The 24,843-nt window shown below is 69.5% G+C and carries 25 protein-coding genes and 1 riboswitch; of the genes, 9 read left to right on the top strand and 16 right to left on the bottom strand.

Annotation, left to right across the window (positions count from 1 at the left end):
• Positions 1-161: 161 nt before the first annotated feature.
• The 4 genes from IEW34_RS28375 to IEW34_RS28390 all read right to left on the bottom strand — a co-directional run bounded on the left by IEW34_RS28375 (position 162) and on the right by IEW34_RS28390 (position 5,380).
• Complete coding sequence (locus IEW34_RS28375; protein WP_188612614.1) at positions 162-1,046, bottom strand: cytochrome c1; 885 nt, start codon at positions 1,044-1,046, stop codon at positions 162-164.
• 21 nt (positions 1,047-1,067) lie between these two features.
• A complete protein-coding gene (locus IEW34_RS28380) occupies positions 1,068-2,375 on the bottom strand; it encodes a cytochrome b (RefSeq protein ID WP_188612615.1) in 1,308 nt (435 codons plus the stop codon).
• Positions 2,376-2,412: 37 nt separating this feature from the next.
• The gene (gene petA, locus IEW34_RS28385; protein ID WP_188612616.1) at positions 2,413-2,943 is read right to left on the bottom strand and encodes a ubiquinol-cytochrome c reductase iron-sulfur subunit; all 531 of its coding nucleotides are present in this window, start codon (positions 2,941-2,943) and stop codon (positions 2,413-2,415) included.
• A gap of 565 nt (positions 2,944-3,508) precedes the next feature.
• Entirely contained in the window at positions 3,509-5,380 is a 1,872-nt protein-coding gene (locus tag IEW34_RS28390; RefSeq protein WP_280516342.1) for an ABC transporter ATP-binding protein, read from the bottom strand.
• A 205-nt stretch (positions 5,381-5,585) separates the two neighbouring features.
• On the opposite strand from IEW34_RS28390, the gene IEW34_RS28395 reads away from it, so the two are divergent.
• From IEW34_RS28395 to IEW34_RS28410, 4 genes are all read left to right on the top strand, one after another.
• The gene (locus IEW34_RS28395; protein ID WP_188612617.1) at positions 5,586-6,074 is read left to right on the top strand and encodes a tRNA (cytidine(34)-2'-O)-methyltransferase; all 489 of its coding nucleotides are present in this window, start codon (positions 5,586-5,588) and stop codon (positions 6,072-6,074) included.
• An 82-nt stretch (positions 6,075-6,156) separates the two neighbouring features.
• A complete protein-coding gene (gene hemF / locus IEW34_RS28400) occupies positions 6,157-7,113 on the top strand; it encodes an oxygen-dependent coproporphyrinogen oxidase (RefSeq protein ID WP_188612618.1) in 957 nt (318 codons plus the stop codon).
• Between the two features lie 149 nt (positions 7,114-7,262).
• Entirely contained in the window at positions 7,263-7,478 is a 216-nt protein-coding gene (locus IEW34_RS28405; protein ID WP_188612619.1) for a YodC family protein, read from the top strand.
• 287 nt (positions 7,479-7,765) lie between these two features.
• Positions 7,766-8,983, top strand: a complete 1,218-nt coding sequence (locus IEW34_RS28410) for an ABC transporter substrate-binding protein (protein ID WP_244642274.1) — start codon at positions 7,766-7,768, stop codon at positions 8,981-8,983.
• Positions 8,984-8,992: 9 nt separating this feature from the next.
• Here IEW34_RS28410 and folK read toward each other — a convergent pair whose 3' ends face one another.
• From folK to IEW34_RS28445, 7 genes are all read right to left on the bottom strand, one after another.
• Entirely contained in the window at positions 8,993-9,511 is a 519-nt protein-coding gene (gene folK / locus IEW34_RS28415) for a 2-amino-4-hydroxy-6-hydroxymethyldihydropteridine diphosphokinase (protein WP_280516343.1), read from the bottom strand.
• 3 nt (positions 9,512-9,514) lie between these two features.
• Positions 9,515-10,390: a dihydropteroate synthase gene (folP, locus tag IEW34_RS28420; protein ID WP_188612620.1), complete on the bottom strand. Its 876-nt coding sequence runs from the start codon at positions 10,388-10,390 to the stop codon at positions 9,515-9,517.
• Positions 10,391-10,536: 146 nt separating this feature from the next.
• Positions 10,537-10,920 carry a VOC family protein gene (locus IEW34_RS28425; protein WP_188612621.1) on the bottom strand — a complete coding sequence of 128 codons (384 nt, stop codon included), beginning with the start codon at positions 10,918-10,920 and terminating at the stop codon, positions 10,537-10,539.
• Positions 10,921-10,927: 7 nt separating this feature from the next.
• A complete protein-coding gene (locus IEW34_RS28430; protein WP_188612622.1) occupies positions 10,928-12,253 on the bottom strand; it encodes a TRAP transporter large permease in 1,326 nt (441 codons plus the stop codon).
• On the bottom strand, positions 12,250-12,846 hold the full coding sequence (locus tag IEW34_RS28435; RefSeq protein ID WP_188612623.1) for a TRAP transporter small permease: 597 nt from the start codon (positions 12,844-12,846) through the stop codon (positions 12,250-12,252). The genes IEW34_RS28430 and IEW34_RS28435 overlap by 4 nt, the downstream gene beginning before the upstream one ends.
• Before the next feature lie 150 nt (positions 12,847-12,996).
• Entirely contained in the window at positions 12,997-14,010 is a 1,014-nt protein-coding gene (locus tag IEW34_RS28440) for a TRAP transporter substrate-binding protein (RefSeq protein WP_188612624.1), read from the bottom strand.
• Positions 14,011-14,169: 159 nt separating this feature from the next.
• Positions 14,170-15,930, bottom strand: coding sequence for an adenylate/guanylate cyclase domain-containing protein (locus tag IEW34_RS28445; RefSeq protein WP_210324614.1), 1,761 nt, complete (start codon positions 15,928-15,930; stop codon positions 14,170-14,172).
• Positions 15,931-16,314: 384 nt separating this feature from the next.
• Here IEW34_RS28445 and mobA point away from each other — a divergent pair, with 384 nt between their 5' ends.
• A complete protein-coding gene (gene mobA, locus IEW34_RS28450) occupies positions 16,315-16,932 on the top strand; it encodes a molybdenum cofactor guanylyltransferase MobA (RefSeq protein WP_188612626.1) in 618 nt (205 codons plus the stop codon).
• On the opposite strand, the gene IEW34_RS28455 is transcribed toward mobA, so the two are convergent.
• Genes IEW34_RS28455 through metX form a run of 3 tightly spaced genes read right to left on the bottom strand, consistent with a single transcriptional unit; the run spans position 16,919 to position 18,958 of the window.
• Positions 16,919-17,155: a sulfurtransferase TusA family protein gene (locus IEW34_RS28455; RefSeq protein WP_244642275.1), complete on the bottom strand. Its 237-nt coding sequence runs from the start codon at positions 17,153-17,155 to the stop codon at positions 16,919-16,921. The two genes, mobA and IEW34_RS28455, sit on opposite strands and share 14 nt — an antisense overlap.
• 13 nt (positions 17,156-17,168) lie before the next feature.
• Positions 17,169-17,804: a methionine biosynthesis protein MetW gene (gene metW, locus IEW34_RS28460; protein ID WP_244642283.1), complete on the bottom strand. Its 636-nt coding sequence runs from the start codon at positions 17,802-17,804 to the stop codon at positions 17,169-17,171.
• Between the two features lie 50 nt (positions 17,805-17,854).
• A complete protein-coding gene (metX, locus tag IEW34_RS28465; protein WP_244642276.1) occupies positions 17,855-18,958 on the bottom strand; it encodes a homoserine O-acetyltransferase MetX in 1,104 nt (367 codons plus the stop codon).
• Between the two features lie 177 nt (positions 18,959-19,135).
• Positions 19,136-19,213, bottom strand: a riboswitch (SAM riboswitch).
• 146 nt (positions 19,214-19,359) lie between these two features.
• Here metX and IEW34_RS28470 point away from each other — a divergent pair.
• Positions 19,360-20,244, top strand: coding sequence for a chorismate mutase (locus IEW34_RS28470; RefSeq protein WP_188612629.1), 885 nt, complete (start codon positions 19,360-19,362; stop codon positions 20,242-20,244).
• Between the two features lie 13 nt (positions 20,245-20,257).
• Here the strand turns inward: IEW34_RS28470 and IEW34_RS28475 are convergent, their stop codons facing one another.
• Together IEW34_RS28475 and IEW34_RS28480 are read right to left on the bottom strand one after the other, a co-directional pair.
• Complete coding sequence (locus tag IEW34_RS28475) at positions 20,258-21,082, bottom strand: GntR family transcriptional regulator (protein WP_188612630.1); 825 nt, start codon at positions 21,080-21,082, stop codon at positions 20,258-20,260.
• Entirely contained in the window at positions 21,079-22,089 is a 1,011-nt protein-coding gene (locus IEW34_RS28480; RefSeq protein WP_244642277.1) for a nitrilase-related carbon-nitrogen hydrolase, read from the bottom strand. Before IEW34_RS28480 ends, IEW34_RS28475 begins: the two co-directional genes overlap by 4 nt.
• A gap of 377 nt (positions 22,090-22,466) precedes the next feature.
• On the opposite strand from IEW34_RS28480, the gene IEW34_RS28485 reads away from it, so the two are divergent.
• Genes IEW34_RS28485 through IEW34_RS28495 form a run of 3 tightly spaced genes read left to right on the top strand, consistent with a single transcriptional unit; the run spans position 22,467 to position 24,834 of the window.
• Positions 22,467-23,297 carry an ABC transporter ATP-binding protein gene (locus IEW34_RS28485; RefSeq protein WP_188612632.1) on the top strand — a complete coding sequence of 277 codons (831 nt, stop codon included), beginning with the start codon at positions 22,467-22,469 and terminating at the stop codon, positions 23,295-23,297.
• Positions 23,294-24,073, top strand: a complete 780-nt coding sequence (locus tag IEW34_RS28490) for an ABC transporter permease (protein ID WP_244642278.1) — start codon at positions 23,294-23,296, stop codon at positions 24,071-24,073. The genes IEW34_RS28485 and IEW34_RS28490 overlap by 4 nt, the downstream gene beginning before the upstream one ends.
• The gene (locus tag IEW34_RS28495) at positions 24,070-24,834 is read left to right on the top strand and encodes an ABC transporter permease (protein WP_188612633.1); all 765 of its coding nucleotides are present in this window, start codon (positions 24,070-24,072) and stop codon (positions 24,832-24,834) included. Before IEW34_RS28490 ends, IEW34_RS28495 begins: the two co-directional genes overlap by 4 nt.
• The last annotated feature ends 9 nt before the right edge of the window (positions 24,835-24,843 follow it).

Raw genomic sequence — 24,843 nt, forward strand, 5'->3', positions numbered from 1 at the left:
AAAAGGCCGGAAAAGCGATCACGCTTCTCCGGCCCTCGTGCCTAGAGCGTTTTCGAGGGAGGTGGACGCCGGTTCGCGTAAAGAAAACGCGACAAATCAAACAGATAGAGCATTTCGGCGATTCGAAGAAACGCGGAAATGCTCTAGGATCCGAAAGAGGTTCAGGCGGTCTCGGGATGATCGTGCAGCGGCGCCCAGACCTTCTTCTTGACGAAATAGACCAAGCCGGCGAGCACGATCAGGAAGATGAAGGCTTTGAAGCCGATCTCCTTACGCGCCATCATCTTCGGCTCCGCCGCCCACATCAGGAAGGCGGAGACGTCCTTGGAATACTGGTCGATGGTCTCGGGGGCCTGCGGCTTGCCGTCCGGCCCCTTGTAGTCGACCTGCCCATCGTTCAGCGGCTTGGGCATGGCGATGACGTGGCCGGGGAAGTACCGGTTGTAGTTGCCCCCGTCCGGCATCTGGAAGCCGGCCGGCGCCGCCTCGTAGCCGGTCAGAACGGCGTGGATGTAGTTCGGCCCGGTCTCGGCGAACTGGGTGAACGCGTCGAAGATGAACCAGGGGAAGCCGCGCTCATAGGTGCGGGCCTTGGCCATCAGCGACAGGTCCGGCGGCGCCTTGCCGCCGTTGGCGACGGCAGCCGCCTGCTCGTTCGGGAACGGCTCGGGGAAGCGGTCGGCGGCCCGGCCCGGACGCTCGAACATCTCGCCCTGGTCGTTGGGGCCGTCCTTGACCTTGTATTCGGCCGCCAGCGCTTTGACCTGACCTTCGCTGAAGCCCGGACCACCGGGGTCGGCGAGGTTGCGGAAGGCGAGAAACTTCAACCCGTGGCAGCTGGCGCAGACCTCGCGATAGACCTTGAAGCCGCGCTGCAGCTGCTGCTGATCGAAGGTGCCGAACGGACCGGCGAAGCTCCAGCTGATGGGCGGCGGCACGGCGCCGCCGTGCGAATCGCCGCCCGATTCGGCCGCCCGGGCCGGCAGCGCGAGCGCAGCCGCGACCGCAGTCAGCAGCCCGGCGGCGGCGAGGGTCTTGTTCCACATGATGCGATGCCCCTTCACGGCTCAGCCCTTGGTCTGGGGGCTCGCCACGGCCCCTGCCGGTCCGGCCGACACGGCGGTCGCTGACCCGCCTTTCGTGCTTTCCAGCACCGATTCGGCGATCGATCCGGGCAGCCGGCGCGGCGTCTCGACGAGGCCGAGCACCGGCAGGATGACGAGGAAGTGGAGGAAGTAATAGAAGGTCAGGATCTGCGCGGCGATCGTGTAGCCGCCTTCCGGCGGCTTGGCACCGAGATAGCCAAGGCCGATGCACACCAGCACGAACACCCAGAAGAACTGGCGGTACAGCGGCCGGTAGGAAGCCGAGCGCACCCGCGACGTGTCGAGCCAGGGCACGGCGGCCAGGATCAGCACCGCCGAGAACATGGCGATGACGCCGCCGAGCTTGGACGGGATGGCGCGCAGGATGGCGTAGAAGGGCAGGAAGTACCACTCGGGCACGATGTGCGCCGGCGTCACCGAGGGGTTGGCCTCGATGTAATTGTCGGCGTGACCCATGTAGTTGGGGATGTAGAACAGGAACCACGCGAAGAACAGCAGGAAGACGACGGTGCCGACCGTGTCCTTCAGAGTTGCGTAGGGCGTGAAGGGAATGGTGTCCTTGCGGACGTTCTTCACCTCGACGCCGGTCGGGTTGTTCTGGCCGACGTGGTGCAGCGCCCAGATATGCAGGATGACCACCCCGGCGAGCATGAACGGCAGCAGGTAGTGCAGCGCGAAGAAGCGGTTGAGCGTCGGGTTGTCGACGGCGAAGCCGCCCCACAGCAGCGTGACGATCCAGGTGCCGACGCCGGGGATGATCTCGTCGAACGCCGAGAACAGATTGGTGATGACGGTGGCGCCCCAGAAGCTCATCTGCCCCCACGGCAGCACGTAGCCCATGAACGCGGTCGCCATCATCAGCAGGAAGATGATGACGCCCAGGATCCACAGCACCTCGCGCGGCGCCTTGTAGGATCCGTAGTAGAGGCCGCGGAAGATGTGGATGTAGACGGCGATGAAGAACATCGAGGCGCCGTTGGCGTGCATGTAGCGCAGCAGCCAGCCGAAGTTCACGTCGCGCATGATCGCCTCGACCGAGGCGAAAGCCAGCTTGGCGTTCGGCGTGTAATGCATCGCCAGCACGACGCCGGTGACGATCTGCACCACTAGCATCATCATGAGGATGGCGCCGAAGGTCCAGAAATAGTTCAGATTGCGCGGCACCGGGAAGGCGATGAACGAGGAGTGCATGAGCCCGCCGATGGGCAGGCGGGACTCGAGCCACCTGGCGATGCCGCTCTTCGGAACGTAGGTCGAATGGCCTTCCATGATGGTCGCCTGTCTCTATAGAGGAACTGGTTTCGCCTCAGCCGATGGTGATCTTCGTATCGGAGACGAACTTGTAGGGCGGGACGGGCAAGTTGGTGGGCGCGGGCCCCTGGCGGATGCGGCCCGACGTGTCGAACACCGAGCCATGGCACGGGCACAGCCAGCCCTCGTAATGCCCCTGGTGGCCGAGCGGCACGCAGCCCAGGTGCGTGCAGTTGCCATAGACCACGAGCCACTGCGCGTGGCCCTCCTTGACGCGGGCCGAATCGGGCTGCGGATCAGGCAATGTGTTGACGTCGACCTTCTCGGCCGACGCGATCTCGTCCTTGGTGCGGTGGCGGACGAAGATCAGCTTGCCGCGCCAGAACAGCTTGACGATGGCGCCCTCGGTCACCGGCGCCAGGTCGAAGTCGACCGGCGCGCCCGCGGCGATGGTGGCCGCGTCGGGCTGCATCTGGCTGATGAATGGCCAGGCGACAGCCGCGACGCCGACGGCCCCCACGGCCCCGGTCGCAATGTAGAGGAAGTCGCGCCGCGTCGGCTCGGCGGCAGTGATGGTATCGGCCAAGTCAGGCTCCTACGTGAATGACGTCGCCCCCGCGACCTTCGCTTCAAGGCCGGCGGCTGGCGCACGCGCGCGGCGCCAAGCCGGACAAAAGACGCACGTCGCACGAAACACGCACGCCGGAACTCCGCAATGCGACCGTCGGTCGCCTAGACCCGTTCAAAAACCCCAGCGCTTCTGCCGCTCGCAGAACCGGTTGGCGTTGTTGCCGAATCCTGTCCGCGGCCGAACGGCCCAAATTTGCTGCCCTGGGTCGCACCGAAGCGCTGCCCGGGACCGCGCCGGCGCCGCGGTCGCTGTTTGGCATGCTTCAAAAGAGGTGTCCATACTGTGGCGGAGGCCCGCCGCGCCCATGCAATCAGCCTTGCGCCATGCGGGCGACGACCCCCCGTCAGGCCCGATCCGCCGGGCGCGCGACAGCCGCCACGGCCGGAGTTGAGCCGGCCATCCATCGAGTCAGCGCGCGCCGGCCCGGCGGGGAAAGAGCCCGGATGGGCTGCGCGCGTGGTGTGAGGGCAGGGTCAAGCCGGCCCGGACGCAACGGACGCCCGCCTCTCGCAGCGCTAGCCTACGCCGGGGTGGGGGCCGGCCGCCGGTCGCTCTCGCCGATGAAGCCGCCGGACTGGCGCTGCCATAGCCGCGCGTAGAGCCCGCCCGCGGCGACGAGCCCGGCGTGGGTGCCCTGCTCGACGACACGGCCACGGTCCATGACGATCAGGCGGTCCATCGCCGCGATGGTCGACAGGCGGTGAGCGACGGCGATCACCGTCTTGCCCGCCATCAGCCGATCGAGCTGGCGCTGGATGGCCGCCTCCGCCTCGCTGTCGAGGGCCGAGGTGGCCTCGTCGAGGATGAGGATCGGAGCGTCCTTGAGCAGCACCCGCGCGATGGCGATGCGCTGGCGCTGGCCGCCCGACAGCTTGACGCCGCGCTCGCCGACGTGGCTGTCGAGCCCACGCCGGCCGCGGTGATCCTCGAGCTCGGCGATGAACGGCGAGGCTTCGGCCGAGGCGGCGGCCGCGATGATCTCGTCGTCCGGGGCATCCGGCCGGCCATAGCCGATGTTGTCGCGGATCGAGCGGTGCAGCAGCGAGGTGTCCTGCGTGACGACGGCGATCTGCTGGCGCAGGCTGTCCTGGGTGACGCCTGCGATGTCCTGGCCGTCCACCAGGATGCGTCCGGCCTCCACGTCGTAGAGCCGCAGCAGCAGGCTGATCAGGGTCGACTTGCCGGCGCCGCTCGGGCCGACGAGGCCCACCCGTTCGCCCGGCGCCACGACAAGGTCGAGCCGGTCGATGGCGCCGCGACTGCGGCCATAGTGGAAGCTCACATCCTCGAAGCTGATCTCGCCCCGGCGCACGACGAGCGGCTTGGCACCCGGGCGATCCACCAGCTGGTGCGGCTTGGCGATGGTCTGCATGCTCTCCTGCACGACGCCGACGTTGTCGAACAGGCCGCGCAGCACCTGCATGAACCAGTTGGACATTTCGCCGACGCGCAGCACCAGGGCCAGCGCGGCGGCGATGGCGCCGGCGGTGATCGCCTCGCCCGTCCACAGCCAGAGCGCGACGCCGGCCGTGGCCAGCAGCAGCAGCGTGTTCATGACGCTCAGGATGGTGGCGACGTCGGTGAACAGGCGCATGCTGCGCTGGTAGGCCTCGGTGTGGCTCGCCATGGCGTCACGGACGGCCGACCGCTCCGCGTCGGCACGCGCGAACAGCTTGACCGTGAGGATGTTGGTGTAGCTGTCGACGATGCGGCCGATGAGCCACGAGCGGCGCTCGGAGACGGCAAGCGAGCGCTCCTGCGCCTGCGGCACGAAGTAGCGCATCAAGACGCCGTAGGCGATGATCCAGATGATCATCGGCAGGGCGAGCCAGGGACTCACCGAGGTGAAGGCGGCGAGCGCCACCAGCACGTAGACGACGACGAAGACGATCATGTCGAGGACTTCGGTCGCCGCCTCGCGCAGTGCCGGCCCGGCCTGGGTGACACGGTTGGCGAGGCGGCCGGCGAAGTCGCCCTGGAAGTACGACAGCGCGTGGCCGAGGGTGTAGAGGTGCGTCTGCCAGCGGATGCGGTTGGTCAGCGACGACACGATCACCTGGTTGACCAGCATCTCGCTCACCACGTGGCTGAGCGGCCGCAGCACCAGGAGCGTGAGCGCGCCGCCGGCGATGAGCCAGCCGTGGTCGGCCAGCAGCGTCTGCGGCGTGCTGCGGGTCAGGAGGTCGATGAAGCGGCCGACCAGCAGCAGCAGCGAGGCCTCGACGACGGCGACGATCAGCGAGGTGACGAAGACGAGCGCCAGCCAGCCCTTGACCGGACCGAGGTAGAAGCGGGTGAAGCCGGCGAGCGTGTCGGGGGGCGTGCGGCGGTCGTCGAAGGGGGCGAAGACGTCGACGCGTCGCTCGAGCCACCCATAGATCCTGGAGAACATGACCCGCTTCCTGATCGCTCGCCCGGCCGCGGAACGGCTGATCTGCCCGTCACCGCCCCGCGATGACGCGCGGCGTACCGGCGTGAGATTGAGGCGCGGGGCCTTAAGCGCCGCTTCTGGCTGAAGTAAGGCCGGACGGCGGGGTTTGCGCCTGGAGCGCGCGCCCTGCGATGCGGCAGGCGCCCCGTTGCGCTAAGGAGGCACCATGCGCCTCGCCCTCTACCAGCCCGACATTCCTCAGAACACCGGCACCATCGTGCGGCTCGGCGCCTGCCTTGCCGTGCCGGTCGCCATCATCGAGCCGGCCGGCTTTCCGGTGACCGACCGGAACTTCCGCCGCGCCGGCATGGACTACCTCGACCGCATCGCCGTCGAGCGGCATGCCTCCTGGCGCACCTTCGCCGACGACCTGGCAGCCCGTGGAAGCCGCCTGGTGCTGGCCACCACGCGCGCCGAGCTCCGCTATACGGACTTCGCGTTTGCCGCGACAGACACTATCCTGCTCGGACGGGAGAGCGCGGGCGTGCCGGACGAGGTGCATGCCGCAGCCGACGCGCGCCTCGCCATCCCGCTGGCGCCCGGGCTGCGTTCGCTCAATGTCGCCGTGGCGGCCGCCATGCTGCTCGGCGAGGCCCTCCGGCAGACCGGCCGATGGCCGGAGGCGAGCCCGATCGGGCGCGTTTCGCGCGGGTAGAGGCGCCCGGTCGGAGAGAAGCGTTTCCGGATTCAACAACTTGGAGCATTTCTATCCCATGCGATGAGTCCATCGGATCGAGATGCTCTCGTGCCGCAATCGAAGGATCGATGCCGTGACCGACACCGCCGTGGATCCGGACGACAGGCTGGAGCACCACAAGGGGACCGCCAGCGCCTGGTTCGCCACCCTCCAGCAGCGCATCTGCGCGGCGCTCGAGGCAATCGAGGACGAGGCGTCCGGCCCGTTCGCGCCCGATATGGAGCCGGCCCGCCGAAGTGCCCCGGGCCGCTTCGAGCGTACGCCGTGGGCGCGCACCGACCATACCGGCACGCCGGGGGGCGGCGGCGTGATGGCCATGCTGCGCGGCCGGGTGTTCGAGAAGGCCGGCGTGCATGTCTCGACCGTGCATGGCACCTTCGCGCCCGAATTCCGCGATCAGATTCCGGGCACCGAGGCGGACGCGCGGTTCTGGGCTGCGGGCCTGTCGCTGATCGCGCACCCCTGGCACCCGCAGGTGCCGACCGTCCACATCAACACGCGCTTCGTCGTGACCTCGAAGCCCTGGTTCGGCGGCGGCGCCGACCTGACGCCCATGCTCGACGCCCGCCGCAGCCAGGACGACCCGGACAGCCGCCTCTTCCATGGGGCCATGAAGGCGGTGTGCGACGCCCACCGTCCCGCCGACTACGAGCGCTTCAAGAGCTGGTGTGACGAGTATTTCTTCCTCAAGCACCGGGGCGAGGCGCGCGGCATCGGCGGCATCTTCTACGACTACGTCTGGCGCGACGATTTCGCCGCCGATTTCGCCTTCACCCGCGCCGTCGGGGAGGCGTTCCTCGACGTCTACCCGCGCATCGTGCGCGGCAATGCCGGCAAGCCCTGGCGAGAGGAGGAGCGGGCCGAGCAGCAGGTCCGTCGCGGACGCTACGTCGAGTTCAACCTGCTCTACGACCGCGGCACCATCTTCGGCCTGAAGACCGGGGGCAACGTCGCCTCGATCCTGTCGTCCATGCCGCCCACGGTGCGCTGGCCCTGATCCCTGCACCACCGCGATCGCTCAGCCGGCTAGCCGTCAGTTCTTCATAGGCGACAACTAGACAGGAGGCGCGAGGGCGGCCGTGCGACAGCGAACGGCTCCCCTGTTCGGCCGGAGCGCAGGCGCCGGCAGCAACCGAGGAGAATCTCATGAGCTTCCAGGTCGGCGATGTCGTCATGCTGAAATCGGGCGGGCCGGCGCTCACCGTGGCCGAGGTCGCCGAGGCCGGCGTCACCTGCGTCTGGTACGCGGACAGCGACGACAACTTCCGCTCCACCGTTCTTGCAGCGGCTTGCCTCGTCGCCTTCGACGACGAAGACGACGAGGATGAGGACGACGAGGCGGGGGAGGACGATTCGGACTGAACCGGGACGCCCTCGCGGGCAACCCGCAGCCGCCAGGCGCCGCGGTGCGCTGGCGGGCAGCCTCCGGCGTGGGCCCGGGGGCAAGGAGCGCGGCATCACCACGGCAGCGCCGCGCTCGCGCCGTCGAGCCTACTTCGACCCGATGCCTCGCTGCCGCAGGCGACGCCGGGTGTCCTTCCCGCGCCACTACGTCTTTTATGACCGCTCGGTCAGTCATTGTCCGAATGGACTGGCCCTCGGCCGTATAGTAGGACCGTCGGAACGAGACCTACGAACGGGGGGAGCCCATGCGCGCGTTCATCCGGCAATCGATGCTGCGGTCGGCCATGGTGGGCGCCGCAATGGCGGCGGCCCTCGTCGCCGCGCGTGCGGCGGACGATACGGTGAAGCTCGGCGTGCTGAACGACCGGTCCGGGCCGTATGCGGACGCCAGCGGCCAGGGCTCGGTGATCATGGCCGAGCTCGCCGTCGCCGACTTCGGTGGCAAGGCCCTGGGCAAACCGATCGAGATCGTCGCCGGCGACCATCAGAACAAGACCGACGTCGGCGCCTCGATCGCCAGCAAATGGCTCGATACGGAGGGTGTCGACGTCATCCTCGACGTGCCCAATTCCGCCGTCCTGCTGGCGCTTCAGGAGTTGGTCCGCAACAAGGCGGGACTGCTGATGGCGTCGGGCGGCGGCGCCTCGACCTTCTCGGGCAAGTTCTGCTCGCCCTACGGCTTCCAATGGAGCTACGACACCTACGCGCTCGCCAACGGCGCTGGCCGCGCGCTGGCCCGGCAGGGGCTCAAGTCCTGGTACTTGCTGCAGGTCGACTACGCCTTCGGCGAGGCCATGGCTGGTGATCTGGACAAGGTCGTGGGGGCCGCCGGCGGGCAGATCATCGGCCGCGTCAAGACGCCGCTCAACACCGCGGACTTCTCCTCGTTCCTGCTGCAGGCCCAAGGCTCGAAGGCGCAGGTCGTCGCCCTGCTCAACGCCGGCAACGACACCATCAACTCGGTCAAGCAGGCCAACGAGTTCGGTCTGCCGCAGGGCGGTCAGCGGCTGTTCGGAGTGATCTTCTTCGAACTCGACGCCAAGGCCGTCGGGCTGAAGAACGCCCAGGGCCTGACCACGACGAGCCCCTTCTATTGGGCCCAGAGCCCCGAAGCGGAGGCGGTGTCGCGGCGCTTCATGGCCAAGACCGGCAAGGCCCCCACATGGGTGCAGATCGGCGTCTATTCGGCCGCGCTGCAATATCTCAAGGCGGTGGCGGCCGCCGGCACCACGGAGCGCGACGCCGTCGCCGCCAAGCTGCGCGAGCTGCCGGTCGACGATGCCTTCGTCAAGGGCGGCAAGGTGCGCGCCGATGGCCGCATGGAGCACGACATGCTGCTGACCGAGGTGAAGTCGCCGGCCGACTCCAAGTCCGAATGGGACGTGTTCAAGGTGCTCGAGGTCATCCCCGGCAAGGACGCGGTGCGGCCGCTCGACGGCTCCTGCCCGCTGGTCAAGGGCTGACGGCGGACCTCAGGTGAGCGGCTCGATGCCGTTTGCATCGAGCCGGGCCAGCGCTTCGCGCACCGTCAGACGCTCGCCGCCGCCACCCGATATAATGTGCTCCGGTGCAATCTCGGCCAGCGGCAACAGCACGAAGGCGCGCTCGGCCAGGCGTGGATGCGGCAGCACCAGCGCCGCCGTGGCGCGACGCGCCCCTTCGTAGTCCAAGACATCGATGTCGATGAGGCGCGGCCCCCAGCGCCGGGCCTCCGGGGCATTGCGGTCGCGGCCGAGCGCCCGCTCCGCCGCCAGGCAGGCGTCGAGCAGCTGCTCGGGCGTGAGGGTGGTGTCGACCGCGATGCAGGCGTTGGCGAAGGCCGGCTGGTCGGCATCGCCCCACGGCGGCGTGCGGTAGTCGGCCGAACGCGCCACGACGGCAAGGCCGGGCACCGCCGCGAGCGCCTCAGCCGCCGCCGCAAGCATGGCGCGGCTGTCGCCCAGGTTGCTGCCGAGACCGAGATAGGCCCTACGATACTTGAACTCGACCACCCCTTACGCTCCCGGGGCCCGGGCCAGCGCCCCTTCGGGATCGAGGATGCCGGCGACGACGCGCAGCGCGTCGACATGGGCCGCGACGTCGTGCACGCGGATGATGTCGGCTCCCAGGCTCAGCGCCACCGCATGGCTGGCGATGGTGGCGGCGAGGCGTTGCTCCACCGGCCTCCCGGTGAGCACGCCGAGCGTGGACTTGCGCGAGGCGCCGACCAGCACCGGGTAACCAAAAGCCTTGAGTTCGGGCAGGCGGCGGATGGCCTCGAGGTTCTGCGCCCGCGACTTGCCGAAGCCGAAGCCGATGTCGAGCACGATATGGCGATCGGGGATCCCGGCCGCGCGAGCGATGGCGATCGACACATCGAAGAAGCGGCGGAACTCGGCGATGACATCGAGCGTGGGATCCGCGCTCTCGCGGTTGTGCATGATGATGACGGGTGCCCCGTGGGCGGCCGCCACGTGCGCGATTTCGGGCTCCCGCTGGAGGCCCCAGATGTCGTTGACGATGGCCGCCCCGGCCTCGAGCGCCGCGCGCGCGGTAGCGGCCTTGTAGGTGTCGATGGAGATCGGCAGCGCCGCGGCCTCGCCGTCCCGCCGCAGCGCGGCGATGACCGGCACGACACGTGCCCGCTCCTCCTCGGCCGAAACGGGCGCATGCCCCGGCCGGGTCGATTCGCCGCCGACGTCGAGGACGTCGGCGCCCTCCGCCGCGAGCAGCCGCGCCTGCGCCACGGCGCGGGCGGCATCATCGAAGCGGCCGCCGTCGGAGAACGAATCCGGTGTCACATTGAGCACGCCCATGATCAGCGGCCGCCGGCCCAGATCGGCGAGCGGATCGGCGGCGGTCGGCGGAGCTTTGGCGGCGGCGTGGGTCATGACACCTGTGCTTCACGCGTCATGGCCGGGCGCGACCCGGCCAACCATCGAAGCAAACGGCACCAGCCCGCAGGGGGCCGGCCTAAGCTGTGTCATCAGGCGGATGCATGGTCTGGTCAAGCCCGGCCGAGACGCCCCGCCGGGCTCTACGCCTCGGCGTAGTTCGCGACCTCGACCAGGTTGCCGTCCGGATCGCGGAAATAGACCGAGCGCATCGGCCCGCGGGCGCCGGTGCGCGGCACCGGCCCTTCCTCGACGGAGACGTGGGCGGCGCCGAGGCGGGCGATCAGCGTGCTGAGCGGCGTGTCGGTGATCAGGCAGAAGTCGCCGGCGCCGGCCGTCGGTGCCCGGGCCTTCGGGTCCCATTCGCGGCCGACCTCGTGCAGGTTGATCTTCTGCTCGCCGACCTGGAGCGCGCGGCGACCGCCGGCGAAGGTGATCGACGGGATGCCCAGCGCCGCCTCGTAGAAGCGGCAGGTCGCCTCCGCGTCGGCGACGGTGAGCACGAGGTGGTCGAGGCCGGTGATCATCGGCGCCTCACAGCATGCCGAGCGCCCGCGGCAGCGCGAGCGACAGGGCGGGAATGTAGGTCACCAGCACCAGGAAGGCGAGCATGGTGAGCAGCCAGGGCATGACGGCGATGGTGAGCTCGGTAATGCCCATGCGGGTGATGCCCGAGGCGACGTAGAGGTTGAGGCCCACCGGCGGATGGCACATGCCGACCTCCATGTTCACCACCATGATGATGCCGAGATGCACCGGGTGGATGCCGAGCTTGGCCGCCACCGGGAACAGGATGGGCGCCATGATCAGCACGATCGAGGACGGCTCCATGACGTTGCCGGCGAGCAGCAGCAGCACGTTGACGACGAGGAGGAAGCCGATCCAGCCCAGGCCCGACTCGGTGATCCAGCCGGTCAGCGCCTGCGGGATCTGCTCGCTGGTCATCAGGAACGAGAACAGCACCGCGTTGGTGATGATGTAGAGGATCATCGCGCTCATGTTGGCCGAGGCGAGCAGCACCCGCGGCACGTCCTTGAGCGACATGTCGCCGTAGACGAAGACGGCGACGACGAAGGCGTAGACGGCGCTGACCGCCGCCGCCTCGGTCGGGGTGAACATCCCCGAATAGATGCCGCCGAGCACCAGGACGATGAGCAGCAGCCCCCAGACCGAGCGGCGGAAGGCCGTGAAGCGCTGTGCCCAGCTCGCCCGCGGCAGGCGCGGGTAGTCGTTCTTGTAGGCGCGGTACCAGGTGGTGAGGCCCAGCGCCATCGCCAGCATCAGGCCGGGCACCACGCCGGCAACGAAGAGCTGGCCGATGGAGGCCGACGACACGCGTTGCCCATCGGGACCGAAGACCACGGCGCCGCCCGTCGCCACCGCATAGATCACCATCACGATCGACGGCGGGATGAGGATGCCGAGGGCGCCGGAGGTGGTGACGACGCCGGCGCCGAAGCGCGGCGGAAAGCCCTGCTTCACCATCGCCGGCAGGATGATCGAGCCGATGGCGATCACCGTCGCCGGGCTCGAGCCGGAGACGGCGGCGAACAGTGCGCAGGCCATCACCCCGGCGAGCCCCAGCCCGCCGTACCAATGGCCGATGAGCGAGGTAGCGAAGTCGATCATCCGCCGTGCCACGCCGCCGTGGGTGAGGAAGTTGCCGGCCAGGATGAAGAACGGGATCGCCATGATCTCGAAATTCTCGATGCCGGTGAACAGCTTGAGGCTCACGGCGGCGATCGGCACGTCGGTCATGGTGAACAGGAAGGTCAGCACCGTGAGCCCGAGCGCGATCGAGATCGGCATGCCGGTCAGCATCAGTACGATCAGCAGGCCGAAGATGATGGCGGCGTTCACGGGGCGCGGCCCTGCCCGGCGGCGCGGGCGAAGTCCTCCGCCGCCTGCGGGCTCTCCTCCACCCCCTCCACGTGGCCGGGGTCGTGGTGCGGCAGCTCGCCGGTCCTCATGTAGGTCACGAACACCTGCAGGAAGCGGAAGCACATCAGGAAGGAGCCGAGGGGAATGCAGAGATAGACGATCCAGCTCGGCACCTCGAGGTCGGGCGAGGTCTGCTCCGTGCCCATCAGGCCATGGACGAAGCCGGCTCCGAGCGTCCCGATGATGCCGGTGAACAGCGCCCCGGCGAGCAGGCCGAAGCCGATCACCCATTTGCGGTGCGCCGGGCCGAGCTGGTTGACCGCCACGTCGACGCCGACGTGGATGCCGGTGCGAACGCCGTAGGCCGCGCCGAACTTGGCCATCCACACGAACATGTAGATGCAGAGCTCCTGCGCCCACGACAGGTGGATGGGCGCCAGCAGCGGATACAGGAAGGAGATCCCCGAGCCGTAGCGATGCACGACGGCGACGAAGATGATCAACGTCGCCGCCGCCATCAGGCTGGCGATCAGCACCTCCTCGAGCCGGTCGAGGATCCGCAGGAGGATCATCGGTTCAGGCCGACGATGCGCGAGCGTTGTCCTGGTCGATGAATGGCCGGGTCGAGCCCGGCCATGACGGCAGAAAGGTTGATGGCCGACCGTCCAGCGTCGTGGCCGGGCATGACCTAGCCATCCATCCACTCATGAACCTTGCGGCAATCACTGGGTGCCACCCTTGGCTTCCTTCTGGAACTCGGCGATGACGTCCTTGCCGACCCGGCCGGCCATCTCGGCAAGGACCGGCTCGAGGGCCTTGCGCCAGGCGTCCTTCTGCTCGCCCGTCAGGGTGATGAACTCGATCTTGCCGGAGGCCTTCATCGCCGCCAGCGCCTCGTCGTTCTCCTTCTGCGAGATCTCGTTGGCGTAGGCGGTCGCCTCGGCCATGGCCTTCTCCAGCTGCGGCTTCACGTCCGCCGGCAGGCCGTCCCAGAACTTCTTGTTGGCGATCACCGCATAGCCGATGTAGCCGTGGTCGGAGAGCGTGCCGTACTTCTGCACCTCGTAGTGCTTTTGCGTATACATGTTGGAGGGGGTGTTCTCGGAGCCGTCGACGACGCCGGTCTGCATCGCGGGATAGACCTCCGAGAAGGCCATGACCTGCGGGATGGCGCCGAGCGCCCGGAACTGCGCCTCAAGCACCTTGGACGACTGGATCCGCATCTTCAGCCCGCGGAAATCCTCGGGCTGGCGCAGCGGCTTGTTGGCGCTCATGATCTTGAAGCCGTTGTCCCAATAGGCGAGCCCGACAATGCCCTTGGCGTCGAGCCTGCCGAGCAGCTTCTTGCCGAGCGGCCCGTCCGTGACTTTGCGCAGGCCCGCCTTGTCCGGGATGATGAAAGGCAGGTCGAAGACCTCGAACTCCTTGGCGCCCAGCGGGCCGAACTTGGCGAGGGAGGGCGCCAGCATCTGCACGGCGCCGAGCTGCAAGGCCTCGAGCTCCTCCTTGTCCTTGTAGAGCTGCGAGTTCGGATAGACGTCGACCTTGACCCGGCCGCTCGTGTATTTCTCAGCCAGCTCCTTGAACTTGTCGGCGCCCTTGCCCTTGGGCGTGTCGGGCGCCACCACGTGACTGAATTTGATGACGATGGGCGATTGGGCGCCGGCCGGCAGGGCGACCGCGGCGGCGACGGCGCCCAGGGCGGTCGCCGCCAGGGCGGCAACGAACTTGTTCATGGCGTCTACTCCCCGGATCCTTGATCAGGGCCCCCCTGCTGACGCGCCCCGCCCCCCGGGACGCACGACGATTGCCCGCAGTATGGTCGGCTGGCGCTCGGCGGCACAAGGCCCGTCCCTTCTGACCTTCGTCGCATGCGCGAGCCGCCCGGCGCCGGGCTATCGCTGCGCGGCGCCCGGCGACGCCGCGGGGCCCCTCTCGACGTGGCGTGCGGCGCCGACCAGGACGATGTCCATGGCCGCCGCGACGCCTTTCACCTCGAAGCGACGCACGTCGAGATCGGCCGTGGCGATGCCGGCGGCCTCGACCGTCGGCTGCGAGACGGCGAGTTGCACGTTCTCGCTCTTGGCGATGGCCTCGAGGCGGCTCGCGACGTTAACCGTCGGGCCGATCACCGTGATCGACGCCGCCGCCCCCCAGCCGATCTTGCCGACGATAAGCGGCCCCGCATGCAGGCCCATGGCGACCGCGAGCGGGGCGCCGAGCTCCGGCTCGAGATCCGCGTTCAGGCGGTCGAGCGCCCTGTCAACCGCAGCTGCGGCCCGCAGCGCCGCGGCGCTGGCCCCGCCGACGCCGCGCGTATCCTCGAACAGGGCGAGGAGGCCATCGCCGATGTATTTCTCGATCCTCCCGCCGGATTGCTCGATGGCGCCTCCGAGGGTCTGGAACACCCGGTTCAGGATGAACACGACGTCGTAGGGCAGCTTCTCCTCGCTCAGCCGCGTGAAGCCGCGAATGTCGACGAACAGCACGGCGAAGGTGCGCTCGACGCCGGTCGCCTCGGACCGCGCGGCCTCGCGCATGTCCGCCAGCCGCTGGTCGGGCAGCAGGCGAAGCACGGTCGCCGCCCTCCATGGCCGCGCCTGGCAGGCCAGCCGCACGTCCGGATCGGCGCCGATGGCGCGCAGCGTCCTCCGCTCCGCCTCGGCCGGCGGCGACAGGCCGGCAAGCCCGTCGAGCACGCGCACCCGGCAGGTCGAGCAGCGCGCCCGGCCGCCGCATACGGCGAGGTGCGGGACGGCGTTGGCGCGGCTGATCTCGAGCAGCGTCCGTCCCGGTACCGTGAGCACGCGCGGGCCGGCGAAATATTGCACGGGAATGCGCCGGCGGGTGCGCGACCACGCCATGCGCGCAGCCAGCACCGCGAGCGCGGCGGCCACCAGCGCGTAGAAGCCGAAGCGCGCCTGCTGGCGCCACCCCTCCAGCCTGTCCTCGGCCGCCGCAGTCGGCCATTGCGTTCGCTCCTTGAGCGCCGCCAGCGTCGCCGGATCGGACATGGCCTCGGCGACGTCGCGGCCCTGCACCAGGAAGCCGGTGAGCGCCAGGACCGGCACCAGGACGGCACCGACGAGCAGGAACGGAGCGATGCGGCCGTAGCCGGGGGCGAGGCGCAGCCAGAAGTGCATCCCCAGGCAACCGTGGATCCAGACGATCAGCAACAGGAGCGATTGGTTGACGGCGCTGGCGGGCCACAGCCGCGTCAGCTCGTAGACATAATCGTCGTCGACGCCGAAGGCCGTTGCGGCGAACCGTGTGCCGACGATGTGGGGCAGCAGCAGGAACGGGATGGCGAGGCCGAGGCCGACCTGCAGCCACTCCCATGGCTTGAGCGCCAGGTTGCCGCGGCCGGCCACCTTCACCAATGCAAGGCCTGCATGCACGACCAGCGCGAGCCCCAGGACGATGGAGCCGGGCAGCGAGCGGGTGACGGCCACGCGCCAGTTCTGCGCGGCGATCATCACCTCGAGGCTGACGATGCCGAGCGCCGTGTTGAGGAAGTGGGTCAGCGCGAAGGCGAACAGGACGAGGCCGGACAGGAGCCGCAGCCGCTGGGTGACCGAACCGTGGAGCAGCAGGCCCCCGGCCCCATCGCCGCGGCCGCCGTGCCGTTCTCGCACCATCGCACCTGTTCTCGTCATCGATTCCCACACTGTCCGCGCCCGTCGTCGGGAGTGCCGGAGCGGCGGGCCCTCCGCCGGTGCCTCCGACCCGACCGAATCAGTCGATCGCGCGGCGCTCCAATGTCACAGAGTTGGAGCGTTCGCGCCTGGCTGCATGACATCGGCCGGTTCGGCCATAGCAGGTGCTGCCCGCTCGTTGCGGCGGGATCGCGGCGGATGGACACGTTGGCGGCGCAGGATCTCGGCCAGGCTACCCGGCCATCGGCGCCGGCGCGTCGAGAAAGCCGGACCGGATTGCCCGATGCAGGCGACGCGTTCATCCTACCGCATGATCACCCCTCGCCACCGCAGCCGCATCGCGGGCCTGATCAGGATGCGCAGGTCCCGCAAGGCCGCCACGCCATGAGCGAGAGCGTCGCGGGCCTCGTCCTGGCCGGTGGTCTGTCGCGCCGCATGGGGGCCGACAAGCCGCTATGCCCACTCGGCGGGCGGCCGCTGATCGCCCACGTCATCGAGCGCCTGGAGCCGCAATGCGGTGGCGGCCTCGTGCTCAATGCCAACGGCGGCGCCGGACGCTACGCCGCTTTCGGGCTTCCGGTGGTGCCCGACGGGATCCCGGGATTCGCCGGGCCACTGGCCGGCATCCTCGCCGGCATGGACCACCTCGCCGCCCGGCGCCCGGCCGTGGCACTGATGGTCAGTGCCCCGGCCGATGCCCCGTTCCTGCCGCGCGACCTGGTGGCGCGGCTCACGGCCGCGCGGGCCGCCGCGGGCGTGGAGGTTGCGGTCGCCGCATCCGCGGGACGCGACCATCCGGTCGTCGCCCTGTGGCCCGTGGCGCTCCGCGACGCTCTGCGGGAGGCCTTGGCGCAGGGCCTGCGCCGGGTCGGGATGTTCGCGGCGCAACGGCGAGCGGTGACGGCGGACTGGCCGGCCGAGCCGGTCGACCCCTTTTTCAACGCCAACACGGCCGACGAGCTCGAGGCCGCCGAACGGCTGGCGGCGCTCAGGCCGCGGTGACGCCGGCCCGCCGCTCGACCACGAACACGAAGGCGCCGTCGCGCTCACCCTGGCTCAGCAGCAGGTCGCCGCTCTCGCGTACCGCGTTGGGGATGTCGATCTGCGCCAGCGGGTCGGTGCAGAGCACCATGAGCGCCTCGCCGGCCGGCAGCCGGCGCAGCGCCCGCCGCAGCTTGAGCGCCGGCAGGGGGCATTTCAGGCCCTTGAGATCGAGCTCGCGCACGTCCGACCGCCGCTCAGGGGCGCCGGGCCGGCACGCCGCCGCGCCGCAGCAGGAACACGCCCTGGGCGCCGAACAGGTTCCAGATCCACCAGGGTGCATCGACGCGCACGCGGCTGCCGCCCGCATCCAGCGCGAACGAGCGCTCCATGACGATGTCCGCCTTCTCGCACAGGGACACGAAGTCGCGGATGGTGCACAGGTGGATGTTGGGCGTGTCGTACCAGGCGAACGGCATGTTGGGCGTCACCGGCATATGGCCGGCGAAACCGACCTGCAGGCGGATGCGCCAGTGGCCGAAATTGGGGAACGACACGATCGCCCGGCGGCCGATGCGCAGCATCTGCTCCAGCACCTGGCGCGGGTGACGTGTCGCCTGCAAGGTCTGCGACAGCACCACATAGTCGAAGGCGTCGTCGGGATAGGCGCCGAGGTCGGTGTCCGCGTCCCCCTGGATGACCGAGAGGCCGCGGGCGACGCAGCTGTTGACGCCTTCGCGCGACAATTCGATGCCGCGCCCGTCGACGCCGCGCTCGCGCTCCAGCAGCTCGAGCAGGGCGCCGTCGCCGCAGCCGACGTCGAGCACGCGGGCGCCGCGCTCCACCATGTCGGCCACCAGCAGCAGGTCGACGCGCCGGGCAGTGGGGGGCAGGACGGCGGAGGGCGTCGACGGCTCCGCCTTCGCCGCGGCACGATCCTCGCTCACAGGCCGCGCGCCCGGGCGGCGGCGGCCAGGAAGCCGCCGGTCGTCGCAAACAATTCCGGCTCGTCGAGCAGGAACGCGTCATGGCCCTTGTCGGTCTCGATCTCGACGAAGCTCACGGACGCGGCCACCGCGTTGAGGGCGTGCACGATGGCCCGCGAGCCGGCGGTGGGGAACAGCCAGTCGGAGGTGAAGGACACGACGCAGAAGCGCGTGCGGCTGCCCGTGAAGGCGTTGGCCAGCACGCCGCCGTAGTCGGCGGCAAGGTCGAAATAGTCCATGGCGCGCGTGAGGTAGAGGTAGCTGTTGGCGTCGAAGCGCTCGACGAAGGCCTCGCCCTGGTAGCGCAAATAGCTTTCCACCTGGAAGTCGGCATCGAAGGAGAAGGTCGGGGCCGCGCGGTCCTGCAGCCGCCGGCCGAACTTGCGGTGCAGCGTGGCCTCGGAGAGATAGGTGATGTGGGCGCCCATGCGCGCCACGGCGAGCCCTTTCGACGGCTTGGCGCCGTCGACGAAGTAGCGGCCGCCGCGCCAGTCCGGATCCGCCATCACCGCCTGGCGGCCGACCTCGTGGAAAGCGATGTTCTGAGCGGAGTGGATGCAGGCGGTGGCGATCGGGATGGCGGCGAACACCCGCTCGGGGAAGCTCGCCGCCCATTGCAGCACCTGCATGCCGCCCATCGAGCCACCGACGACGCAGAACAGGTTGTCGATGCCCAGGCGGTCGAGCAGCAGCGCCTGGGCCCGCACCATGTCGCGCACGGTGACCACGGGGAAGTCGAGGCCGTAGGGCTCGCCCGTCGCCGGGTTGAGCGAGGCGGGGCCGGTGGTGCCGAGGCAGCCGCCGACGACGTTGGCGCAGATCACGAAGAAGCGGTCGGTGTCGACCGGCCGGCCCGGGCCGACGAGCGTCTCCCACCAGCCCCGCTTGCCGGTGACCGGGTGGATGTTGGCCACGTGCTGGTCGCCCGTCAGGGCGTGGCAGACGAGGATGGCGTTGGAGCGGGCGGCGTTGAGCGTGCCGTAGGTCTGGTAGGCGATCTGCCAGGGCGCCAGCAGCACACCGGCGTCCATGGCGAGCGGCCGATCGGCGCCGAACGCCATCACCGGGCTCGACGGCGCGTCGGCCTCCGATCCGGCCGGTGCCGGTTCGGCCGCGTCGCCGCGGCGGCCGAGGCGATGCGGAGGAGGATCAGGAAGCGGATGTGCAGACGCCACGACCATGGCCTCCCGGACAGCGCACAAAAAACCCGGCCGGATATGTGCATCGGGGCCGGGTCAACAAAGCTGTCCACGGCCCTTTAGCGATTTGTTTAACGTGGCTGCAAGCCGGCCGGCCAAATCACCACAATGGTTTCGATTAGGCCGTGCCGACACATCAGTCAAGTCGTTCGCTATAGCGGACAGCGGCCACGCCGCACCCTGGCCTGGCGGCTTTCTCCGCCGCCCAAAGGGGCCTACAAGCCGCTGGAACGCGTCCCGGCAATCCTTGAGACTGGACCGCCATGTCAGAGCCCATCAGCCCCACGGCCACCGCCCAGCTCGGAGTGCTGCGCCAGGAGATCGACCGCATCGATGCGGAGATGCACACCCTGTTGATTGAGCGCAGCCAGATCATCGATCGGCTGATCACGGTGAAGAGCACCCAGGCCTCGGGCTCGGCCTTCCGGCCCGGCCGCGAAGCGGCGATGATGCGGGCGATCGCCGCCCGCCACCACGGTTCGCTGCCACTCGACACCGCCGAGGGCATCTGGCGCGTCATCATCGCCACCTTCACGTTCCTGCAGGCGCCGTTCAGCGTGCACGCGGACGTGTCGTCCGGCGACGGCCCGATGCGCGACTCGGCCCGCTTCCATTTCGGCTTCACCGTGCCCTACCTGCCTCACCCGGGCGCTGCGGCGGTGATCGCCGCGGTGGCGGCCTCGGCCGGCGACGTCGGCATCTTCCGCCCCGACAGCGGCACCTCCTCGGGCCCGTGGTGGGAGGCGCTCACCGGCCCCGGCACGCCCAAGATCATCGCCCGGCTGCCGTTCATCGAGCGGCGGGACCATCCGGCCGCCACTCCGATCTTCGTCGTCTCCAAGCCGCTGGCCGACGCCGCCGTGCGCGAGACGGTGCTCGTGGCGGCTCACGTCGAGCGATGGCGGCGCAGCGCCCAGACCCAGCTCGCGCCGCTGGGCGCCGAGGTGATCGGCAGCGCCGGCCTGCGCGATGGCCTCTCGGTGCTGATCGCCATGCCCGGCACCACCGGCCTCGACGTGCTGCAGGAGACCCTGGCCCGGGCCACCGGCGGCCGGGCGGACCTCACCGAGGTCGGCAGCCACGCCGACCGCTTCCGCCTGCCCGACGCGGCCACCCGGCCGGACCCGGCGCTGGCCCCGACGGCGTGAACGGTGGACAGCCTCAGCTGCGGGCGCGCCCTCTGCCCCGGCTGCGAACGCCGCCATCCGCATGGGGGAATGGCTGCCCGGCGTCCTCCGCCGAAGCCTCGGCTTCCCGACGCTTGCAGAGATCGATGATGATCCGCGTCGTGCGGTAGATGTGCTCGCGCCCGAGCGACTCCGCCCGCGTCGCCTGCCGCTCGCGGAGCGCGTCGCAGAGGGCAAGGTGGTCGTCGTGAGCGTGGCTGACGATGTCGCGGTTGAACCAGCTGTACCTGAGGTTGCTGATGACCGGCATCTTTTGAATGCGGGCCAGCAGCTCGCAGAGGTGGCGGTTGCCCGAGGCGAGGAAGATGGCTGTGTGGAATTCCTGGTTCAGGTCGATCCACCGGTCGCACACGGCGTTCGACCATTCATTGCGGGCCAGCAGTTCGTCGGTGGCCGCCAGAATGCCGCGCAGCTGTCCGAACTGCGCATCGCTCAGCCCGGCCTCGGCGGCCTGGCGGTTGGCCAGGCCCTCCAGCGTGCAGCGAACCTCGAAGATGTCGGCGATATCCTTGGCCGAGTACGTTCGGACGACGTAGCCTGCGTTCGGCGTATAGGTGAGCAGGCCTTCCGCCGCCAGCACGGAGAGGGCCGAGCGGACCGGTGTGCGCGAGCAGCCAAGGCGCGATGCCAGTTCCGCCTCGTTCATATGCTGCCCACCGGCGTGCTCTTCACGCAGGATGCCGTTACGCAGTTTGGAGAGGACCGATTCGCCGCGCGTCATCGCGGCGCGCGCGGGCTCGGCCGGCCGGGCTCCCGCGCGGGTCGCCGCAGGGCTTTGGTTCGGGCCGGCCGACGTCACGGCAGGAGGCCGTCCGGCTGGCCGGACGCCGCCGCCACCAGCGTGTTGCGGCGCTCGTTGACCGTGAGCTGGAACACGTCCGGCCGGGAATAGTGGCCGACGGAATCGAACAGGGCCTTGGCGTTGATGATCGCCGTCGGATCGAGGTCGGCGATCAGGATGGTGTCCCCTTCGTAGGCGGGCTCGGCCAGGAACCGGCCGGTCGGATCGACGATGCAGCTCCCGCCGGCCGACACCGTCCGATCCGGCTCGTTGCCCAGGCCGGCCGCGTATTCGGGCGGGTAGTCGCGCTGGCGCGTGAACTGGTTGCAGCCGAGGACGAAGCAGCCTCCCTCCATGGCGATGTGCTGCATGGTAGCGCTCCACAGCTCCCCGCTGGCCGCGGTGGGCGCGCAATAGATGGTCACGCCGTCGGCGTACATCTTCGTCCGCAGCAACGGCATGTAGTTCTCGTAGCAGAGCGCCGCCCCGATGTTGCCGATCTCCGTCTTCAACACGGGAAGGGTCGATCCGTCGCCGAAGCCCCACAGCATGCGCTCGTTGCCCGTCGGCATCAGCTTGCGGTGCTTGCCCAGGAGGCGCCCGTCCGGACCGAAGAACAGCACGGTGCAATAGAGGGTGCCTCCGTCTCGCTCGGTGACGCCGATGACCACGTGCTGGCGTGTCTCGGCCGCAATGGTCGAGAGGGCCTCCGTCGCGGGGCCGGGAACCTCGATCGCGCTCTGCCAATAGGTGACGAAATGGCCGCTCTCGCGCAGGTCCGGCGGCGCCGAGCGGCCCAGCCGCATGCGCGTCGCCATCGGACTGTCGAAGTTGAACCCTCGCGGGTAGCCCGAGAGGAAGGCTTCCGGAAAGACGCAGAGCCGTGCGCCCCGGCCGGCGGCATCCGCCGCATAGGCCCGCACCCGGTCCAGCGTGCCCGCCACGTCGAAGACGGCCGGGGTGCCCTGGACCACCGCGACGCGGACCGGATCGAGACGGGCGAGATAGGGAGAATGCGTATCCAAGGTTGGCTCCTCACACTGTCGGCGGGTTGCAGCACGCATCGTGCCAGACCGGCAGATTGGACACAATAATTGCAAGAGATGGTTCGAGATCCCCCCTCCCTGAGCCTGCCCCTCGGCGATGCGTCGTCGGGTTCGCAGTGTGCGCGGCTCGCCACCGAGACGTGACGCTCAGCCAAATGGCGCAATACTGAACGGACGCTGCCGAAGATGTGAGCACGACGACCGCCAGGGTCGCACGCGCGGCGGCAAGTGGCCGCTCGCGGTGCCGGCGGACCGCAGCTGCTGTACCCGATTGTATCCAATATCGCGTAAAGCGGCTCGGTGTGGCACCGATCGTGCATTGCTTGGCCCGGCAGGACATCCCACCGGGGCCCCTCATGAGCGTACGCGTCAGACAAGCGAAGCGGCGGTTCGAGACGCCCGGCGTGGCGATCGAAGCGATCGCCCCCGCGCCCCTCATCCGCTTCCGCCAGGTCGGGCTCGACATCGGCGGCCGTACGATCATCGACGGCGTGTCCCTCGACATCCGCGGCGGCGAGGTGGTCTGCGTCGTGGGGCCGTCGGGCTGCGGAAAGACGACGCTGCTGCGCATGATTGCCGGCTTCGTCCAGCCGACCGCCGGCACGGTCACGTTCAATGGCCAGCCGACCGCCGCGCCCAGGCCCGACGTCGCCATCGTCTTCCAGGACTACGGCAAGGCCCTGCTGCCGTGGCGGACCGCGGCAGGAAACGTCGCACTGGCGCTCGAGGCCATCGGCCTGCCCAAGCCGCAAAGGCCGGCGCGAATCGCCGAGCTGCTCGCGCTGTTGGGCTTGGGCGGCCACGCGGACAAATATCCGGCGGCGATGTCCGGGGGAATGCAGCAGCGGCTGCAGATCGCCCGGGCACTCGCCCAGGAGCCGACCGTGCTGCTCATGGACGAGCCGTTCGGTGCGCTCGACGCCATGACCAGGCAGCACCTGCAGGACGAACTGCTGCGAATCGTGACCGACCGCGGCATCACGGTCTTCTTCGTCACGCACGATCTGGAGGAGGCGATCTATCTTGCCGACCGCGTCATCGGTCTGGCGCCCAATCCCGGCCGCGTCGCCCGCGAGTTCGATATCGGGCTGGCCCGGCCACGCGACCAGCTGGCGACGATCGAGCACCCCGATTTCCTGCGCCTGCGGCGCGCGCTGTTCGAATTCATCAAGGCGGCCGAATCGTGAGCGGCTTGGCGTCCCGGGCCGACCGCGCACGCGGCCTGTGCCTCCCCCTCGGCGGGCTGCTGGTCGCGGAGGCCGCGGCCCGCATTTCCGGGCTCGACAGCACCACCTTGGCTGCCCCGTCCGCCATCGCCGGCGCGGGCGCGCGGGCAGCCCTCGACGGCTCGCTGTTCGCGGCGACGGCGCAGACGCTCGGGGCCGCCTTCGCCGGGCTCGTCATCGGCGTTGTTTTGGGCCTGGCCGCCGGCATCGCCTTCGGCCTCGTCCGCCCGCTCGACCGGCTCATGGAAGTCACCGTGGAGTTGATCCGGCCGGTGCCGCCGGTCGCCATTATCCCGATCCTCATCATCGTGTCAGGTCTGGGCTTCAGGACCGAGGTGACGACCGTGGCGTTCGCCTGCATCTGGCCGGCCCTCATCCTGTCGCGGTCGGCCGTCAGAGGGGTGGAGCCACGCCTGATCGAGGTCTCCCGCGCGCTGCGGCTGTCGCCCCTGGCGCGCATCGGCAAGATCATCATGCCGTCGATCCTGCCGAATATCGTGGTGGCGGTCCGGCTCTCCGTCGGATTTGCCCTCATCGTCGCCATCACCGTCGAGATGACGGCCAACCCGGTCGGGTTGGGCTACGCCATGATCGAGGCGCAGCAGGCGCTCGATCCCGCCCTGATGCTCGCCGTGCTGCTGTGGATCGGCGGCATCGGCTGGGCCCTCAATGCCCTGCTCCTGCTGCTCGCGGCACGGGTGATGGGCGCAGCCGCGCGCCAGGCGCCGTCGCCATGAGCGTGTCCCGCCTCGCCTGGATTGCCGCCAGCGCGCTCGTGTTCTGCGTCATCGTCGCGGCCTGGCAGCAAGCGGCCGACGCCCGCGTGTTTTCGCCGGTGTTCTTCCCGGGGCCCGATCGCATCTGGAGCGCGCTTCATCGGGGCTGGACCCAGGGCGATCTGGCGGCGCGCACGGCAACGACGCTCGGCCACATGCTCGTCGGCTGGCTGCTTGCGTCCGTCGTCGGCGTGGCGCTCGGCGCCGTGATCGGGCTGTCGCCGCTCGCCTCGGCCTACCTGAAGCCGACCCTCGAGCTGCTGCGCCCGTTGCCGGCCTCCGCCACGATCCCGGTCGCCATCGCCCTGCTGGGCCTCGGTGAGAGCATGGTCCTGGCGGTGATCGCCTTCGGCGCGGTATGGCCCATGCTGGTGGGGACGATGCACGGCGTCCAGTCGGTCGAGCCGAGGCTCTTGGAAGTGGCGCACGCGCTCGGCATGCCGCGCCGGCGCGTCATCCGCGACATCGCGTTGCCCAGCGCCATCCCGGACATCCTGGCGGGGCTACGGCTCAGCCTCACCGTTGCGCTCATCCTGACCGCGGTCACGGAGATGATGGCCGGCGGCGACGGCCTCGGGGCGGCCATCCTCGACGCCGGCCGCCTGATGAGGTCGGCGAACGTTTTCGCCGGGGTCGCCATCCTGGGGCTCATCGGAATGGCCGGGGCGATGCTGCTGTCCATCCTGGAAGCTCGCTGCCTGCGCTGGCGGCTCGCGTCCTGACCCTCGACG

This window comes from Chelatococcus reniformis, from assembly GCF_014640075.1.
Lineage (GTDB): Bacteria > Pseudomonadota > Alphaproteobacteria > Rhizobiales > Beijerinckiaceae > Camelimonas > Camelimonas reniformis.